Here is a 17,708-nt window from a genome sequence, read left to right as displayed (position 1 = left end):
GTAACAAAATGAAGTCAAGTCAGACGGGGATTGTGTATACCGCGTTGTCGTATCTATTATGGGGGATCCTCCCGATCTATTGGAAGTGGCTCGGGGATGTCCCAGCCGATGAAATCCTGGCAAATCGCATCTTCTGGGCATTCTGGTTCATGCTGCTGTTCCTCTTGGTCACAAGAAGGTTCAAAGGGTTCACGGCCTATCTGAAAACGTCGTTGACGAAGAAGAAGCAGGTTCTTGCGCTCCTTGTCGCTTCTTTATTGATCAGTGTGAACTGGTTCATCTACATATGGGCCGTCAATACAGATCAGATGGTGGAAGCAAGCCTCGGTTACTATATCAATCCCCTGGTGAGCATTCTATTGGGGGTCTTCATCCTCAAGGAGAAGCTCTCCAAAGCACAGGTCCTGTCATTCGGTTTAGCCGCGGCGGGCGTGCTCGTCCTCACGTTGTCCTACGGGGATTTCCCATGGATCGCGTTCGGGCTGGCGTTTTCGTTCGGCTTATATGGGCTGGCCAAAAAGCTGATACAAGTTGAATCATCTATTGGCCTGACCTTGGAAACCATGACGATTGCGCCCGTTTCGATCATTTATCTCCTGTTCTTGTATCAGGATGGGTCATTGGCACTCTTCCATACTGGTACAGGGACGGACCTGCTCCTGATCGGGGCAGGTGCTGCGACGGCGATCCCGCTCTTGTTCTTCTCACGCGGGGCCCAGCAGATCCCCCTTTACATGGTGGGATTCCTGCAGTATATCGCCCCGACCATCACGTTGATCCTCGGCGTGTGGATGTATCATGAGCCGTTTTCAACTGTCCATGCCATTGCCTTTTGCTTCATCTGGCTCGCATTGGCGGTGTTGACGGCATCGCGGCTTCAGCTTGCCAGGAAAAGGCGTAAAGATGCCCGGCTGAGCGCATAGAAAAACCCGGAATGCCTGAAAGGGAGCGACCCTCCCTTCCGGCGTATCCGGGTTTTCTTTTATCCTCCTACAGGAATGAACGCTTCACCTTTTCCCAGAAAGAATTATCCTTCAGCTTGACGGTCTTGATGATGTTTCCGCTCAGCTTCGCCTCGATGGTTTCGACATGCTGGATGCCAAGGGCTTCATTGTCCATGCCCATGGCAGGATAATCATTCCCGTCCTGGACGATCTTCAGGACAAGTCGGCGTTCCTGGCTGAGGATGAATGAAGAGCCCAATGTACGGTACCGGTTATTGTTCAGTGAAGCCATCTCACTCACCTGAAGACAGGGGATCATCGGATCGACGACCGCTCCATTGACGGATTTATTGTAGGCTGTGCTGCCCGTCGGAGTGGCAATGACCATTCCGTCTCCTCTGAACGTCTCAAAATGGTTGTCGTCGATGAATACGTCCATCACGAACGTCTTGATGATGCCGGACCGGATACTGAACTCATTCAGACACAGGAATGAGGTTTGATGATCCACGGTCACTTCGATGGTCGGGTACTTCCTGACCTCGATCTGTTCCTTGGTCATCGCCTCGATCATCTTGGACGTATCATCGATATGGAAATCACAGTACATGCTCAGCGTACCGCCGGTGGATATGCCGGCGTACAGGCAGTCCTGACGGAAACCGGTCTTCCTGACGGCCTGAAGGAACGTACCGTCGCCACCGATGCTCACGATGATACTCGCATCTTCGTGACGATTGACGATGGTGAAATCATAGCGGCGTGCGAGCTCATAGAGAGAATCCAGCTTCGCCCCGAGTGCTGCATCTTTCAGGTGATAGAAATAAATATTGCGACGATTCATGTGAAATGCCCCCTGTCGAAGTAGGTTAAGTTTTCCCATTTGATTAAAAATTTGCTAGAATCTTACTTAGTGAATATTCTACCATGTTTTATATGTAGAATGATAAAGATATCCTTACATAAGATAGGATGAGAAAGGGAGGATTATACAACATGAATGCAAAAAGATGGATTGCACTTGGAATCGCAGCCGGACTGTTCTTTGTCTCGGTCATCGTCAATTTCGCCACATCGGCAGTGAAGGGTGATTTCACAAGTGCCTGGGAAGATATCCTTAGCATGGACTCGACCCTGAACGAAGAAGTATTGGAAACCGGTTCGTCCGGAAATCGGATCGCCGTACTCGAAGTAAACGGAGTCATACAGGATACAGGAGGAGCGGGCTCGCTGTTCGAGAGTGCGGGCTATAACCATCAGTCATTCCTGGAGCAGCTCGACGCCGTTGAACAGGACGACTCGGTCAAAGGGATCATCCTGAAGGTGAACTCACCTGGTGGAGGAGTGGTGGAAAGCGCCCAGATCCACAAAAAGCTTGAAGAAATCAAAAAAGACACGAAGAAACCGATCTATGTGTCCATGGGAGGCACGGCCGCCTCAGGTGGTTACTACATATCTGCCCCTGCCACCAAGATCTTCGCCAGCAAGGAAACCCTCACCGGCTCCCTCGGGGTGATCATGCAGGGCATCAATTACTCGGAGCTTGCTGAGAAATACGGCGTCGACTTCGTGACGATCAAAAGTGGACCATACAAAGATATCATGAGCCCGACAAGGGAGATGACCGATGAAGAGCGGGATATCCTGCAGTCCATGATCGATAATTCCTATGAAGGATTCGTGGACGTCATCGCAAGCGGCCGTGACATGTCGGAAGAACAGGTGAAGAAAATCGCCGACGGCCGGATCTATGACGGACAGCAGGCGAAGGAAGTCAACCTCATCGATGAATTCGGTTATTACGAAGACACTGTTGAGGCCATGAAGAAGGATTACAAGCTGAAAGACGCAGAAGTCTTCCGTTATTCCTCAGGCGAATCCTTCGCAGGGCTCTTCAACATGGGAGCGAAGAAAATGATCGGAGGGGACATGGAAGCGACGGCCCTTGCCAAGATCCTCTCCCAACCGAATGCACCACGATTGATGTATCTATATTCTGAGTAAGGAGGGCTTGACTGATGAGTGACGTATATGAACAAGACGGCGTGCCCTTTCCTGAAAGGGAGATGTCGAAAGAAGAAACAACCGAACCCCGGCCCCCGGCCAAAGGATTTTTCCTGGCAGGTTTTTGGATCAGGTTCTGGGCCTACATCCTCGACCTGATTGTGATCGGAAGCGTAACACGCCTCCTTGTGACACCTGTATTCAAGCTGCTGGACATCCCGATGGGAAGCTCCATGTTCGCTCCATACACCATCCTGACGACCATCGTCTTCTATGCTTACTTCGTTCTCATGACGAAGTTCTTCCACCAGACACTCGGGAAGATGCTGTTCGGCGTCAAAGTGGTGGGAATCAACGGGCAGAAGCTCGACTGGGGAACCGTCCTCTTCAGGGAGCTGATCGGACGCTTTATCTCCGGCACTTTCTTCATCCTCTATGTGGTTGTCGCCTTCACCACGAAAAAGCAGGGGATCCATGATCTTTTCGCCGATACAACGGTCGTACAGGAGAAAAGAAAGCTGGAGTTCACACCGGTACAAACATGAATCAATGGAGAGCATCCGTCTGGATGCTCTCTTTTTTTGTGCAGACGGAAGTGAAATGCGCCGTGCCGTCGTTAAGGGGGGGGGTATCGAACGACGCCTTCTGATTGCCCTTCACCCTTATGGGAGAGGGGGGACAGGTAAGGGGAGAAGGAAAATGGAAGGTTTGGAAGGTTTAAATCTTAATCGGAGAGGCGATAATGGGAAGTTGAAGGGGTGTGATGGATATGAGCTGGTGGGTATGGACCCTCCTGATCCTCGCTGCGTTGCTGCTGCTATTATTAGTAATCATTTTTATAACCAAACTGACCATTACCGTATCCCTCTATCACGGAAATGATAATGATCATTTCAAGGTGATGCTCAGGGCCTGGTATGGAATCCTTAAATATACGATCGACATCCCCATGGTGAAAGTCGATGATGATGGTCCCAATGTCGTCCTGGAAGAAAAGAAGAAGGCAGGAGATGCCGGCTCTTCCAGTAAGGAAAAAGAGGAAAAGAAAAAGGTGACCCCTTCTGAATTCATGAATAGCCTCAAAGATACGAAAACACTCCTCGTCCATGTACGGTCCCTGCACCGGATCATCCGGCATTTCATGAAGAAAGTAAAGATGGATGATGTCATCTGGCATACGAAGATCGGCACGGGTGATGCCGCTGCCACAGGATCCTTCACAGGGGCGATATGGGGGCTGAAAGGAAGCATCATCAGTCTCATGAGCGGGTACATAAGACTTCAGTCCATGCCGGATCTGCAGGTGGTGCCCGACTTTCAACAAGCGATCATCCAAACCAGATTTTCATGTATCATCCAATTTAGAATTGGGAATGCTATCCTCGTAGGTTTCAAGATACTTCGTTTTTGGAGGGGCGGCAGGGCAGCGTTCAAAACCAGGCCCTTGTCCACCATCTCAGGTGAAAAACATTCAGTATAATAAGGAGGAACTGGCATGAGTGAACATCCTATTGAAGGATTAATGACCACCGCCATGGAAAATCTGAAACAAATGATCGATGTGAATACGATCATCGGCGACCCAGTCGAAACACCGGACGGAAGCGTGATATTGACGGTATCGAAAGTCGGGTTCGGATTTGCTGCAGGCGGCAGTGAATTCATCATCGACGGCAAGGGTAAAGGCGGAGACAATGGAGACAAGCCACAGTCCGGTCCGAAGCAGCAACCTTTCGGAGGAGGAAGCGGTGGAGGGGTATCCATCACCCCGATCGCGTTTCTGATCGTCAGCTCAAGGGGCATCAAAATGCTTCATCTTGATGAAAATACCCACCTCCTTGATCGCCTTCTCGATCTTGCACCAGGTGCCATCGAAAAGATCCAAAGCATGCTGAAGAAAGACCATGATGGGCACGGGCCCGATCACCATAAACAAAATGTAGACTTTTAAGCCATGGGGCGTGCAGATTCCTGCATGCCTCATTTCCTTTCCAAAAAGGGTAAGCCATAACAGTTGCGCACCTTCCCCCCTTTTCTGTACTATGAAGAAGTACAACCTATTTTAAAGGAGGAATACATAATGGCATCAATCACATTCAAAAACAATCCTGTCACACTCGTAGGCAGCGAAGTCAAAGCAGGGGATCAAGCACCTGACTTTACCGTATTGGCCAACGATCTGTCAGAAGTGACACTTCAGGATTCAAAAGGCAAGGTGCGTTTGATCTCTGTCGTTCCTTCCATCGACACAGGCGTTTGTGACGCCCAAACAAGAAAATTCAATGAAGAAGCAGTGAAATTCGACAATGTGGAAGTCCTTACCGTTTCCGTCGATCTACCTTTCGCACAAAAGCGCTGGTGCGGGGCCAACGGCATCGAGAATGTCCAAACCCTCTCTGACCACCGTGACCTGTCCTTCGGTGAAGCATACGGCGTATATATTAAGGAACTCCGTCTGTTGGCACGTGCCGTATTCGTCGTGAACAGCAACGATGAAGTGACTTACGCAGAATATGTAAGCGAAGCAACCGATCATCCTGACTATGAAGCGGCGATCGAAGCGGTTAAAAACGCAAAATAATGACATCAGATGCTGGCCCCGGCCAGCATCCTTTTTTGCCGCAAAAAGGGTCTGGTTTTTACAAAAGGCGATGCCCACGTTACAATAAAAGCACCAAACCGTGAAAAGGAATGAACGTACATGATGAATTCACCAGTCGAAACACTATTCGGCATACTCGATGAAACCTCCACCCTGCTTCAGGAGGAGCTGAACTGTACCTATCTGGAGGCAGTCGCTGAAACAGGGGAGAACCTCTTTCAGGAAGAAATCCTTCAAGATGAACTCAGCGAGCTCACGAAGAAGCGATTATCCAAGAAATATGCGGAACTGAAGCTTGAGCATACGGCAGATGAGGATATACGGAAAGCCTTCCAATTTGCCATCTTGAAAGGGATGAAAGAAAATGTCCAGCCGAATCACCAAATGACGCCGGATTCCCTAGGCATGTTCATCAGCTATCTGGTGAACCGTTTTACCGAAGGAATGGAGACGCTCAAGGTCCTGGACCCGGCGATTGGAACAGGTAATCTCCTGACGACGGTGCTGAACCACCTGACAGGGAAAGAGACCGAGTCCGTCGGCGTGGAGATCGATGACGTGCTGATCAAGCTTGCCTATGTAGGAGCCAACCTGCAAAAGCATCCCCTTCAGCTCTTCAACCAGGATTCCCTTGAACCGCTCATGATCGATCCCGTGGATCTTGTCCTGAGTGACCTTCCAATCGGATACTATCCGAATGATACGAGGGCGAAGGACTATGAGCTGCAGGCGGATGAGGGTCATTCGTATGCCCATCATCTCTTTATCGAGCAGAGCCTGAAGCACACAAAAGAAGGAGGCTATCTGTTCTTTATCGTCCCGAACAATTTGTTTGAGTCTCCTTTTGCACCTCAGCTTCAAAACTTCTTGAATGAAACGGCGAATATCCAGGGCTTTCTACAGCTGCCCCTGTCCCTATTCAAGAATAAGCAGTCCGCCAAGAGCATCTTGATCCTTCAGAAGAAGGGTGAAGGGGTGGAGGCGCCGAAAGAAATCCTGTTGGCACAGCTTCCGAGCCTGTCCAACCAGAGAGCGCTGCAGGACATCCTTGGTAAGATCGATGGATGGCTGACTGAAAATAAACGATGATCGAATGAAAGGCTGCTTGTGAGCGGCCTTTTTTTTGTTTCTCTTTTTGAGAATGGTGTTTGATGGGGTGGCGTCCGTGCCTCTCCGCTTCGGACAGCCGCTTTCCACGGGGTGTGCGGTGAGAGGATAGAGCCTGCTTGTAACCTCATATGGATTTATCGTGATATAAGCATCCCTTTAAACTAATGGGAATCTCGTGTCCTTCTCTCTTTGATAAGAAAGTTTAAAGATGAAGGAGTCTGTGCCTCTTCGCTGCGGACAGCCGCTTTCCACGGGGTGTGCGGTGAGCCTCCTCATGCTTGCGGGGTCTCACCTTGCCCACTTTTCCCGTAGGAGTCGGCTGTCCTCCGCTGCGAGGCACTCTTTGGGGAAGAGGAGGATATGCTGATTTGTACATTGTGAGAGGATAGAGCCTGCTTGTAACCTCATATGGATTTATCGTGATATAAGCATCCCTTTAAACTAATGGGAATCTCGTGTCCTTCTCTCTTTGATAAGAAAGTTTAAAGATGAAGGGTCCGTGCCTCTCCGCTGCGGACAGCCGCTTTCCACGGGGTGTGCGGTGAGCCTCCTCATGCTTGCGGGGTCTCACCCTGCCCACTTTTCCCGTAGGAGTCGTCTGTCCTTCGCTGCGAGGCACTCTGGTATGAAAAGTTGGGTATCATTCGGGACCTCCTTATCAAGTGAGAGGAAGAGAGCCTTGGTAGTTTCAACAGAATCTCTGGTCTATCCAAAAAACACTCTCTTTTTGAGAAGGGTGTTTGATGATGAAGGGTCCGTGCCTCTCCGCTGCGGACAGCCGCTTTCCACGGGGTGTGCGGTGAGCCTCCTCATGCTTGCGGGGTCTCACCCTGCCCACTTTTCCCGTAGGAGTCGGCTGTCCTCCGCTGCGAGGCACTCTTTGGGGAAAAGGAGGTCTCGATTTTGGCGATTCTTACTTTTGTGAGGAGAAGGGTGTTGATAGAACCTGTTTGTAAGTTGAAGTGGTCCTACTTTTTTTAAGATGTTTCTTTTGAAAATGAAAGGGGCTCGATTCTCATTCTGATGTCTGCCGTTCCAAGGTCCAAACTTACTGCAAAGGTGGAGAGATTGGAACTCACGCCTGAATAAAAATCATGGGACTCTCTTATATAGCAAATAGTGGATTGGAGCGGAGGGCGCTTGACCCCGCAGACACGAGGAGGCTCGACGCCCTCCCCGCAGGAAAGCAAGCGCCCGTAGCGGAAAGGAACGGTCCCTGCCCCCTTTCATATCGATGCAAAACGAAACCTCCCATGAATTTCAAGGATGTATACATAAATACATAAACCGCCAATTATTTATGTTTAGCAAGAGGTTGGGCCACCAGCCTCCAATTACCGATCCCTCATCAAAAAGCAAAGGGTGAATTGAAGCGGTGGTCGCTTGACTCCATTGGAATAGAATGAGTGGCGCTTGATGCCCTCCCCGCAGGAAAGCAGGCGCCCGCAGCGAAAAGGAACGGTCCCCACATCCATTTCCCTTCCAAGGAGAACAAAATCCCCATCCACCCGGTCCTTGTTCCAGGATGAATTAGCTGAATTAATTGAAAAAAAGACCCCTGCACCCGTTATTTAAATTTTGGGAAAATAATTAATTTAACATGTAACCGATGTCATTTCAAGCTTTTTCTTGAAATGGGGGTGGGCTAGTGATTAAATGAGGAATTGAGAGATAAAAATTCGTTCATGGAACAAAATAAATGAAGAGATTCAAACATAAAGGGAGCGATATACCGTGGCAAAAAAAGTCATTGCAATTAACGCTGGAAGTTCTTCCTTGAAATTTCAGCTTTTTGATATGCCGGAAGAAACCGTCATCACAAAAGGACTCGTTGAGCGTATCGGACTGAAGGATTCCGTCTTCACCATTTCTGTAAACGGCGAGAAAAACGAAGAAATCACTGATATTCCGAATCACGAAGTGGCTGTTAAAATGCTTTTGGACAAGCTCACTGGTTTCGGCATCATTTCTTCTCTTGATGAAATCGAAGGAATCGGTCATCGCGTTGTACACGGCGGGGAAGTATTCAATGAATCCGTGCTCATCACCGATGAAGTATTGGAAAAAATCGACGAGCTTTCAGAGCTTGCACCGCTTCACAACCCGGCGAACCTGACAGGGATCCAAGCGTTCAGAAATATCCTGCCGAACGTGCCGGCTGTTGCTGTGTTCGATACAGCTTTCCATCAGACGATGCCTGAAAGTTCATTCCTGTACAGCCTGCCATATGAGTACTATGAGAAATACGGAATCCGCAAATACGGCTTCCACGGTACATCCCATAAATATATTTCTGAGCGTGCTGCTGAAATGCTCGGTCGCCCGAAAGAGCAGCTTCGCCTGATTTCTTGTCACTTGGGTAATGGGGCAAGTATCGCAGCGATCGAAGGCGGTAAATCCATCGATACATCCATGGGCTTCACTCCGCTTGCGGGTGTGGCAATGGGTACACGTTCAGGTAATATCGACCCGGCGTTGATTCCCTTCATTATGGAAAAGACCGATTCAACGGCTGATGAAGTGTTGAACGTGTTGAATAAAAAATCAGGGATCCTCGGTGTTTCCGGATTCTCAAGCGACCTTCGCGACATCCAGGATGGAGTGGAAGCAGGAAACGAGCGTGCTGAGCTTGCTCTTGACGTATTCGCTAACCGCATCCACAAATACATCGGTTCATATGCTTCACGCATGAACGGGGTCGATGCCATTGTCTTCACTGCAGGAATCGGTGAAAACAGCTTGATCGTTCGTGAAAGGGTCCTTAAAGGCCTTGAGTTCATGGGTGTTTATTGGGATCCTGCACGCAACACGACGCGCGGGGAAGAGACATTCCTGAGCTACCCTCACTCACCGGTTAAAGTCATGGTCATCCCGACCAACGAAGAAGTCATGATCGCCCGTGACGTTCTTGAAAAAGGCGATATCTGATCGCTGCCAGAGCCTTCACCCAGACCGGGTGAAGGCTTTTTCTTATTCCGCGTAACATTGACTGATTTAAGAAAAAAAGTAGAAGACGGGAAGGTGGAATGTCGGATTAACAGAGAGAGTGCGGTGAAATGATATGAAATGGGTCAAAAATGGAGTCGCCACTTGATTTTCCACCAGCATTTTCGGGCTGATTTCCAAAATGAGTGTGATATACTTAAGGCAAATCTAGTTTGTGCGAGGAGTGGATGGAGTGAGCTGGTCTGAGAGAGATCAACAGGTATGGGATTCTATCAAGGCTTGGAAACGTGATTTGTACGATTATGAAGCAAATGACCTCGAGTTTACATATGTGAAATGGTTGGACACGGCCTTTGGAGCGGTGCCTGAAGAGGTGCAGGAATCATTTTTTCAGCGCTTGGACGGCTGGTTGTTTCAACTGCACTCCCTGATCCAAGGGTCGCAGATGCAAAACGATGCCAAAGAACGGATTTTGTCCACTGCCCGGACCTTTAACCCCGATATCCAGGTGGTGGATGATCTTGCTGTCCTGTCCATTGATCAGCTGCATTATATCGCTGAACAGCATGCGGGACGTCACCGCCTCTACTCCCTTGTCCAAGGGGGGATCACCGGCACAGGCGGCTTGGTGGCTCTCGGCTCTGATCTTCCTGCGATGGCCGTCATCAATCTTCGTTCCATCCAGCTGATCGCTGCGTCCTATGGCTGCGACGTCCAGACGCCGTTTGAAACGATGACTTCCCTGAAGGTGTTCCACGCGGCCACCCTGCCTGCCAGGCTGCAGGCCGAGGCATGGGACGATCTTCTTCAGGACCTGGAGAGCAAGGGGTCAACGTATTTCTTTGACGGATCCGAACAGCTGACGGATTATACCTGGCTTGAGGGGACGCTGAAGCAATCGATGAAGGCACTGGCGATTTCCATGTTCAAGGGCAAGAAATGGTCGGGGCTGCCCCTGATCTCCATGGCAATCGGGGCGGGCTCCAATTATCAGCTGTCCAGGAGGATCACGGCATTTGCAGAGAAGTATTATCAGTACAGGTATTTAAGAGAAAAGAAAAGCTGAAACGCAAACGGCGGAGAGAGAATTCTCCGTCGTTTTTTTATGCATGGATTTCCGGATTGGTCCGATACCAGATCCATAGATCGTTGATGGCTGAAGCCCGGTCGCTGATGCGTTCATTGATCAGGCACGAGCGTTCGAAATCGTCTTCCTCTGACAAGTCGGTCAGCAGCGTCTCGATTTCCCATTCGAGCTCCTTGATGCGATCGGGGATGGTGCCACGGATCTTTTCCCACTCAATCAGAATCCTTTGTTGCTGATGGGGAGGGTACTCGTGCCAGTCCCGGGTCAGGTCGGGCAACCGGATCTTCAAGCGCTCATCTGTTTTAAAGTTGATCATGGTGATCCCTCATTTCGTAGACTCATTTCCATCCTACACGATTTCACGGAAGGATTCGAAGAATTTATACAAATTCGTGAATAAGTGTTGAATAAATACGCAATAGATGCTAATATTAATTCAACTTAAAGAATATTTATTCAATCGAGAAGATTTATTGGAGGGAATTATGTTGAATCAAAAAGTGGTTTTAGCCTACTCAGGTGGTTTAGATACGTCAGTTGCAGTTCAGTGGTTGAAAGAAAAAGGATACGAAGTCATTGCATGTTGCCTGGATGTCGGGGAAGGAAAGGATCTTGATTTCGTTCAATCGAAAGCATTGAAGGTCGGCGCATCCAAAAGCTATGTGATCGATGCGAAACAAGAATTCGCGGATGAATTTGCCCTGCTGGCCCTGCAAAGCCATGCTCTTTATGAAGGGAAATATCCGTTGGTGTCGGCCCTGTCCAGACCGCTTATCGCCAAGAAACTCGTGGAGATTGCGGAGCAGGAGAATGCGACGGCAGTCGCTCACGGCTGTACGGGAAAAGGGAACGATCAGGTTCGTTTTGAAGTCTCCATCGCAGCGTTGAATCCTTCACTTGAGGTACTTGCACCGGTACGTGAATGGAAATGGTCAAGGGAAGAAGAGATCGAGTACGCGAAAGAGAAAGGGATTCCGATTCCGATCAACCTTGACTCTCCGTATTCCATCGACCAGAACCTCTGGGGAAGAAGCAATGAGTGCGGCGTCCTGGAAGATCCTTGGGCAGCACCGCCTGAAGATGCGTATGATCTGACAGTGAGCATCGAGGAAGCACCTGATACAGCCGACACGGTGGAAATCACCTTCGATAAAGGGGTGCCGGTCGCACTGGACTCTGTTCCTTATCCGCTTCATGAACTCATTGCCAAGCTGAATGTCCTTGGAGGCAAGCACGGTGTCGGCCGTATCGACCATGTGGAAAATCGCCTCATCGGCATCAAGTCCCGCGAGGTCTATGAATGCCCGGCTGCGATCACGTTGCTGAAGGCACATAAAGAGCTGGAAGATCTGACCCTTGTGAAGGAACTTGCCCATTATAAGCCGGTCATCGAGAAGAAAATGACCGAATTGATCTATGAAGGACTATGGTTCTCACCGTTGAACAAAGCCTTGAAGGCGTTCCTCGATGAATCCCAACAGTTCGTGAACGGGACCGTCCGTGTGAAATTGTTCAAAGGCCATGCCATCGTGGAAGGAAGAATGTCCCCGAATTCCCTGTATGACGAAAACCTTGCGACGTATACGAAAGCCGATCAATTCGACCATGATGCCGCTGTCGGATTCATCAAGCTTTGGGGTCTTCCGACGAAAGTCTCATCCATGGTGAACAAACCGGCAAAGGAAAAGGTCACCCTATGATGAAATTATGGGGAGGACGCTTTACGAAAAAACCTGAAGAGTGGGTGGATGAATTCAATGCGTCCATATCATTCGACCAGGAACTGGTCATGGAAGACATCGAGGGAAGCAAGGCCCATGTCACCATGCTGAAAAAATGCGGGATCCTGTCGGTTGAAGAAGCCGATCAGATCCTTGGGGGATTGAATGAACTGGAGGAGAAGGCTGCAGAAGGCAGCCTTGAGTTCTCCACTCAGTATGAGGATATCCATCTGAATCTGGAGAAACTCCTGATCGATACGGTCGGAGAGGTGGGAGGGAAGCTCCACACCGGAAGAAGCCGGAACGACCAGATCGCCACAGATATGCATCTCTTCCTGAAGAAAAGGGTGGAGGAGGTCATCGGGCTGATCGAAGAATTCCAGGAGGCCATCGTGAAACAGTCCGAGGATCATATCGAGACGATGATCCCGGGGTACACCCATCTGCAGCGTGCCCAGCCGATTTCATTCGCCCACCATCTGATGACGTACTATTGGATGCTTGATCGTGATAAGGAGCGCCTGAAAGATTCCATGAAGCGTATCGATCTATCCCCTCTTGGAGCAGGGGCATTGGCCGGGACAACCTTCCCGATCGACCGGGCTTACTCGGCCGAACTCCTTGGATTCAGCGGAGTATACGAAAACAGCCTGGATGCTGTGAGCGACCGGGATTTCATCTTGGAGTTCCTAAGCAACAGTGCCATCCTCATGACGCATCTTTCGCGCCTCGCAGAAGAGTTCATCCTCTGGTCGACGGAGGAGTTCCACTTTATCGAGCTCGATGACAGCTTCACGACGGGAAGCAGCATCATGCCCCAGAAGAAAAACCCGGATATGGCCGAGCTTGTCCGCGGAAAGACGGGAAGGGTGAACGGAAACCTTCTATCGCTCCTTACGGTGTTGAAAGGGTTGCCTCTTGCCTACAACAAAGACATGCAGGAAGATAAGGAGGGGATGTTCGATACGGTCAAGACAGTGATCGGCTCCTTGAAGATCTTTACGGGCATGATGGATACGATGAAGGTGAATAAAGACGTGATGGAAGAAGCGGTCGGTACCGATTTTTCCAACGCGACCGAGCTTGCCGATTATCTTGCGGCCAAAGGCATGCCGTTCCGTAAGGCCCATGAGGTCGTAGGGAAACTGGTGCTTCATTGTATCGAGCAGGGATACTACCTGAAGGATGTGACCCTTGCCACGTATCAACAGCATTCAGAACTGATCGAAAGCGACATTTATGACATCATCGCCCCTTCAGCAGCCGTGAAGCGCAGGAATTCATATGGCGGTACCGGCTTTGAACAGGTGAAGATCCAAATTGAAAAAGCCAAAGGTGCATTGGTGACAAAATAAAGAAATCCCCCTGAATCGCTTTCAGGGGGATTTTGTATGTGTTACTCTTCTTCATCGGGCTCTTCGGTCCGGACTACAAGGACGTCGCATTTGGCAGCCCTCGTGATATGTTCGGAGACGCTGCCGATCAGGAAACGTTCCACAGCGTTAAGGCCGGTTGCCCCGCAAATGATGAGATCTTTTCCTTTTTCGGAGGCTTTCTTCGGTATGACCACTTTGGGTGATCCGTATTCTACATAGGTGTGGATCTTGGTGAGGCCGCATCGTTCCGCATTGGCTTTATACTCTCTCAGCAGCTCTTCTGCATACTTGATGGCCCGTTCCCCGATGGTGTGATCATAGGAGTCGATGGCGGCATAAGACCGAGTGTCGATGACGTGTAACAGTGAAAGGACAGCATCATTCCTCTTGGCAATGGCAATTCCTTTTTTGAAAGCCCATTCCGCTTCTTTTGATCCATCTACAGCCACTAAAATATCACGATATTTCAAACCCATCTTCAACCCCTCCTTTTCTTAATCATACTATATTTTCCCACGTATATCTGTAACGAATTTTCAAACAATAAGGTGGAATTTCCTATGACAAGAGGAGGGAACATGATGAAAAAAGATGAGAACAAACAAACGCTTTCCTATGATGAAGGGGCAAGCGAACAGGTGAGCCAGCAGATCATGGATTCTTACACGAGCGGCGTTGTCGGTACCGAAGACGGACGCTATGATACCGAGGAGAAGAAAGAAGATTAACCGGAACCTTGATCACCCTGCCTGATGGGTGATCGAGGTTTTTTCTTTTTGGAGGCGACCCGCTATCAAGTAGAGAGCACCAGTAAGTATGAATGACAGGAAACCCGGTGACAGGGAATCGGGAAGGAGTGCATAAAGGGTGATGCCTGCCACCATGACGCAGATGGCTGTCTTGTTCGTTCCCGTCGTTCCTGCAGCGAGGGCGGAGAGATCCTCTTCACGAAGACGCCCTTTCCTGATGAAGAGAAAGTCGCTGACAATGATGGCCGATAGGGGTACCACCAGCATGCCGAGGAGGGAAATGAACCCTTCCGCCCCATAGACGAGCTGTGGAATCAGGCTGAGAATGATCCCGGCAATGGAGAAGAGGAGTGCGCTCTGGATCCTGCTCAGATGCGGAAGGGCATTGAGCAGACTGTAGCCTCCTGTATACGCATTGCTCAGGTTGATGGAAATCATGGAGACCAGGGCCGAGATGGTGATGATCGACAGCAGGAACACGGATGAGGTGAGCTCACCTGCGGTCACGAAGGGATTCAATCCTCCGTAAAGGCTGGCGCATAGTCCGCCAAGGAGGGCTGTCATCATGAAACCGGTCATATTCCCTCCCAGGACCCCCCAGAACCCCTGGCGCGGACTCACGCTATACCGGGTCATGTCGGATGCCGCACTCACACCGGAAATATACTGTACGAAGGCGAGGCTTCCGTAAAAGAAGAATGCGCCTGTCGAGAAGGTGCCGTGATGGTCCGTTCCACCTTGATCTCCCGTAAGGAATAGGGCCAACAGGATGAACTGGCCGGCAATCAAGATGGGGATGAACCATTTAGTCGCACGTTTGACTGCTTCGAAGCCTACTAGGGCCAGGGCGGTCATCAAGAGGGCGAGGCCGAGTGCCACAGGGATGAACGGAATGGAGGCTCCGGTCAATTTCTTGACCATGGAGGTCACGACCATCGTCCCGCCGATTGTCTGCACGCTGAACCAATAGAGGGATGTGAGGGTGCGGACCGGTGAAGCGATGCCCATGGATAGTTTTTTGCCAAGTGCGGACCGGAGGACATACTGAGCCGGCAGTCCGTACCGCGATCCGGGAAGGGACAGCATGGATACGCAGAAGAAGGCCATGAAGGCACCTGCGACCGTCGCAAGGAATGCTGCGTAAAATGGCAGTCCGCCTTGGACCACGGCGAGTGCCGGGACAAGGAAGTTCCCGGAATTCACGGAGAACGCGAGCTGGATGATGAAGTACTCCTTCCAAGAGGTAGTCTTTTTATGTTGAGGGATGGATTCAAGTCCGAACCGTTCGATCATGGACGATTTCATTTTCACATAAACTCCTTTATCTTTGGCGACACTGAACATATCTTATTGTAATGATTTCTGAGAGGAAACAGAAGGGTTTTCATTGAATACCTTGGAGTATAGAGTGAGCTCTCGTGATCATAAGGAAAGAAGGAGGAAGGATTATGCAGATCGGCATACCGAAAGAAATCAAGAATAATGAGAACAGGGTAGCCATGACTCCAGCCGGTGTCGTGAATCTGGTGGTGAATGGTCATGAGGTATTCATCGAGTCGGGCGCAGGCGATGGATCTGGGTTCGCCGATGAAGATTATGTGAGTGCCGGTGGGAAGATCGTCGGCGGCGCAGAAGAAGCGTGGGCAAAAGAGATGGTCATGAAGGTGAAGGAACCCCTGCCAGAGGAATACGGGTATTTCCGTGAGGGGCTGATCCTGTTTACATATCTCCACCTTGCACCCGAGCCTGCGTTGACGAAAGCCCTGATTGATAACAAGGTGGTGGGGATTGCCTATGAGACCGTCGAGGTGAACCGTTCCCTGCCCCTTCTCACTCCGATGAGTGAAGTGGCTGGAAGGATGGCGACCCAGATCGGTGCCCAGTTCCTTGAGAAGATCCACGGAGGGAAAGGGGTCCTTCTTTCCGGGGTCCCGGGAGTGAGTCGAAGCAAGGTGACGATCATCGGGGGTGGAGTGGCCGGTACGAACGCTGCCAAGATGGCTGTCGGCCTCGGTGCCGACGTCACCATACTCGACCTCAGTCCCGAGCGGTTGAGGCAGCTTGATGATATTTTTGGCCGTGATGTCACCACCCTCATGAGCAACCCCCTGAATATCGAGCATGCCGTGAAGGAATCGGATCTGGTGATCGGAGCGGTGCTCATACCGGGGGCAAAAGCCCCGAAGCTCGTGACCGAACAGATGATCCGGTCCATGAACCCCGGTTCGGTCGTCGTGGATATCGCCATCGATCAGGGAGGGATTTTCGAGACGACGGACAGGATTACGACCCATGATCATCCGACCTATGTGAAGCACGGAGTTGTCCATTATGCGGTGGCCAATATGCCGGGGGCCGTTCCTCGTACGTCCACCATCGCTTTGACCAATGTGACCGTACCCTATGCCCTGCTCATTGCCAACAAGGGGTATAAGAAAGCGTGCATGGAGCATGAGCCGCTGATGAAAGGAATCAATACGCTGAACGGCTATGTGACCTACAAAGCGGTTGCGGAGGCCCATGATCTCGACTATTCCGATACCCTCACCCAGCTGAAGCAAGTGTGAGCCCGGTAAAGGGTCTATTCAGGAATGTACATTTCTTTCGTCCGATTTGATTTTCACCACGGAATGGCCGTGATGCGAAGTTTCCATGTGCGCTTCCACCCACTGAAAAAGGTCATGTTTAAAGGTGTAGAGGGTCGTGCCATGACCGCTCTCGATACGTTAGAGCTATAAGATGATGATGGTGCCTGATCAGGCACCATCATTTTTAATATCAGAAGACTTCGTCATCCTGGGACAACTTTCAGGATATCCGTGCATATAGATGGGGTAAGCAGGAAGGAGTGGGTGAATTGAAGAAACAGCGATACGTCCTTTGTCTATTGGTGACGGGGGTTTTACTCTATTATGCCGTGCCGAGGCTGTCGATTTTTGCAGAGGGGCTGGAAGGGTGGTTCTCCCTTTCATGGCTGATCCTTGCCATGTTCGTCCTTGCGGGGAACTTCGCAGCCGTGCTTTATTCCCCGAAGAAAGGGAAGACGGGGGCAAAGCAGCCGGAGAGGAAGCGCGTACTCGGTCGGTGACGGAAGGGGGAGTCGGGTATTCGATTCCCCCTGAGATTGAAACGGAGGGGTCTTCACCTTATAATATGAATAGGACGATAT

At 50.3% G+C, this 17,708-nt stretch carries 18 protein-coding genes; 14 read left to right on the top strand and 4 right to left on the bottom strand.

All coding sequences use genetic code 11. The features are described 5' to 3' along the window. The first annotated feature begins 8 nt into the window (after positions 1 to 8). On the top strand, positions 9 to 923 hold the full coding sequence (gene rarD, locus D5E69_RS16435; RefSeq protein WP_159129923.1) for an EamA family transporter RarD: 915 nt from the start codon (positions 9 to 11) through the stop codon (positions 921 to 923). 67 nt (positions 924 to 990) lie between these two features. Here the strand turns inward: rarD and D5E69_RS16430 are convergent, their stop codons facing one another. Continuing rightward, positions 991 to 1,788: an NAD kinase gene (locus D5E69_RS16430; protein ID WP_048007459.1), complete on the bottom strand. Its 798-nt coding sequence runs from the start codon at positions 1,786 to 1,788 to the stop codon at positions 991 to 993. 152 nt (positions 1,789 to 1,940) lie between these two features. Between D5E69_RS16430 and sppA the strand changes: the two genes are divergently transcribed. The 8 genes from sppA to D5E69_RS16390 all read left to right on the top strand — a co-directional run bounded on the left by sppA (position 1,941) and on the right by D5E69_RS16390 (position 10,672). Beyond that, entirely contained in the window at positions 1,941 to 2,948 is a 1,008-nt protein-coding gene (gene sppA, locus D5E69_RS16425) for a signal peptide peptidase SppA (protein ID WP_048007460.1), read from the top strand. Positions 2,949 to 3,010: 62 nt separating this feature from the next. Continuing rightward, positions 3,011 to 3,493 carry an RDD family protein gene (locus D5E69_RS16420; protein ID WP_048007479.1) on the top strand — a complete coding sequence of 161 codons (483 nt, stop codon included), beginning with the start codon at positions 3,011 to 3,013 and terminating at the stop codon, positions 3,491 to 3,493. A 224-nt stretch (positions 3,494 to 3,717) separates the two neighbouring features. Next, positions 3,718 to 4,428 carry a DUF2953 domain-containing protein gene (locus D5E69_RS16415; RefSeq protein ID WP_048007461.1) on the top strand — a complete coding sequence of 237 codons (711 nt, stop codon included), beginning with the start codon at positions 3,718 to 3,720 and terminating at the stop codon, positions 4,426 to 4,428. A 15-nt stretch (positions 4,429 to 4,443) separates the two neighbouring features. Then, positions 4,444 to 4,899 carry a GerW family sporulation protein gene (gene ytfJ / locus D5E69_RS16410; protein ID WP_048007462.1) on the top strand — a complete coding sequence of 152 codons (456 nt, stop codon included), beginning with the start codon at positions 4,444 to 4,446 and terminating at the stop codon, positions 4,897 to 4,899. Between the two features lie 129 nt (positions 4,900 to 5,028). Continuing rightward, on the top strand, positions 5,029 to 5,529 hold the full coding sequence (gene tpx / locus D5E69_RS16405; RefSeq protein ID WP_048007463.1) for a thiol peroxidase: 501 nt from the start codon (positions 5,029 to 5,031) through the stop codon (positions 5,527 to 5,529). A gap of 123 nt (positions 5,530 to 5,652) precedes the next feature. Then, positions 5,653 to 6,639, top strand: a complete 987-nt coding sequence (locus D5E69_RS16400) for a class I SAM-dependent methyltransferase (protein ID WP_187427096.1) — start codon at positions 5,653 to 5,655, stop codon at positions 6,637 to 6,639. A gap of 1,755 nt (positions 6,640 to 8,394) precedes the next feature. Then, a complete protein-coding gene (locus D5E69_RS16395) occupies positions 8,395 to 9,588 on the top strand; it encodes an acetate kinase (RefSeq protein ID WP_079516619.1) in 1,194 nt (397 codons plus the stop codon). Between the two features lie 250 nt (positions 9,589 to 9,838). Next, positions 9,839 to 10,672, top strand: a complete 834-nt coding sequence (locus D5E69_RS16390; protein ID WP_048006354.1) for an EcsC family protein — start codon at positions 9,839 to 9,841, stop codon at positions 10,670 to 10,672. Positions 10,673 to 10,709: 37 nt separating this feature from the next. Here D5E69_RS16390 and D5E69_RS16385 read toward each other — a convergent pair whose 3' ends face one another. Further along, positions 10,710 to 11,009 carry a hypothetical protein gene (locus D5E69_RS16385; RefSeq protein WP_048006353.1) on the bottom strand — a complete coding sequence of 100 codons (300 nt, stop codon included), beginning with the start codon at positions 11,007 to 11,009 and terminating at the stop codon, positions 10,710 to 10,712. 169 nt (positions 11,010 to 11,178) lie between these two features. Between D5E69_RS16385 and D5E69_RS16380 the strand changes: the two genes are divergently transcribed. Both D5E69_RS16380 and argH read left to right on the top strand, forming a co-directional pair. Beyond that, on the top strand, positions 11,179 to 12,393 hold the full coding sequence (locus D5E69_RS16380) for an argininosuccinate synthase (RefSeq protein WP_048006352.1): 1,215 nt from the start codon (positions 11,179 to 11,181) through the stop codon (positions 12,391 to 12,393). After that, entirely contained in the window at positions 12,390 to 13,769 is a 1,380-nt protein-coding gene (gene argH / locus D5E69_RS16375; RefSeq protein ID WP_159129922.1) for an argininosuccinate lyase, read from the top strand. The genes D5E69_RS16380 and argH overlap by 4 nt, the downstream gene beginning before the upstream one ends. Positions 13,770 to 13,810: 41 nt before the next feature. Here the strand turns inward: argH and D5E69_RS16370 are convergent, their stop codons facing one another. After that, positions 13,811 to 14,266, bottom strand: coding sequence for a universal stress protein (locus tag D5E69_RS16370; RefSeq protein ID WP_048006350.1), 456 nt, complete (start codon positions 14,264 to 14,266; stop codon positions 13,811 to 13,813). A gap of 102 nt (positions 14,267 to 14,368) precedes the next feature. On the opposite strand from D5E69_RS16370, the gene D5E69_RS23405 reads away from it, so the two are divergent. Then, positions 14,369 to 14,518 (top strand): hypothetical protein, encoded by a 150-nt coding sequence (locus D5E69_RS23405; RefSeq protein ID WP_200843169.1) that lies wholly within the window; start codon positions 14,369 to 14,371, stop codon positions 14,516 to 14,518. 12 nt (positions 14,519 to 14,530) lie between these two features. Here D5E69_RS23405 and D5E69_RS16365 read toward each other — a convergent pair whose 3' ends face one another. Then, on the bottom strand, positions 14,531 to 15,844 hold the full coding sequence (locus tag D5E69_RS16365) for a purine-cytosine permease family protein (RefSeq protein WP_249931505.1): 1,314 nt from the start codon (positions 15,842 to 15,844) through the stop codon (positions 14,531 to 14,533). A gap of 143 nt (positions 15,845 to 15,987) precedes the next feature. Here D5E69_RS16365 and ald point away from each other — a divergent pair, with 143 nt between their 5' ends. Together ald and D5E69_RS16355 are read left to right on the top strand one after the other, a co-directional pair. After that, positions 15,988 to 17,106, top strand: a complete 1,119-nt coding sequence (gene ald / locus D5E69_RS16360) for an alanine dehydrogenase (RefSeq protein WP_048006348.1) — start codon at positions 15,988 to 15,990, stop codon at positions 17,104 to 17,106. 290 nt (positions 17,107 to 17,396) lie between these two features. Further along, complete coding sequence (locus D5E69_RS16355) at positions 17,397 to 17,627, top strand: hypothetical protein (RefSeq protein WP_159129920.1); 231 nt, start codon at positions 17,397 to 17,399, stop codon at positions 17,625 to 17,627. Positions 17,628 to 17,708: the final 81 nt, after the last annotated feature.

The organism is Rossellomorea marisflavi (assembly GCF_009806575.1).
Classification (GTDB): Bacteria; Bacillota; Bacilli; order Bacillales; family Bacillaceae_B; genus Rossellomorea; species Rossellomorea marisflavi_A.
The sequence above is the reverse complement of the archived record's forward strand: the minus strand, read 5'-3'. Positions and strand labels throughout refer to the sequence as shown.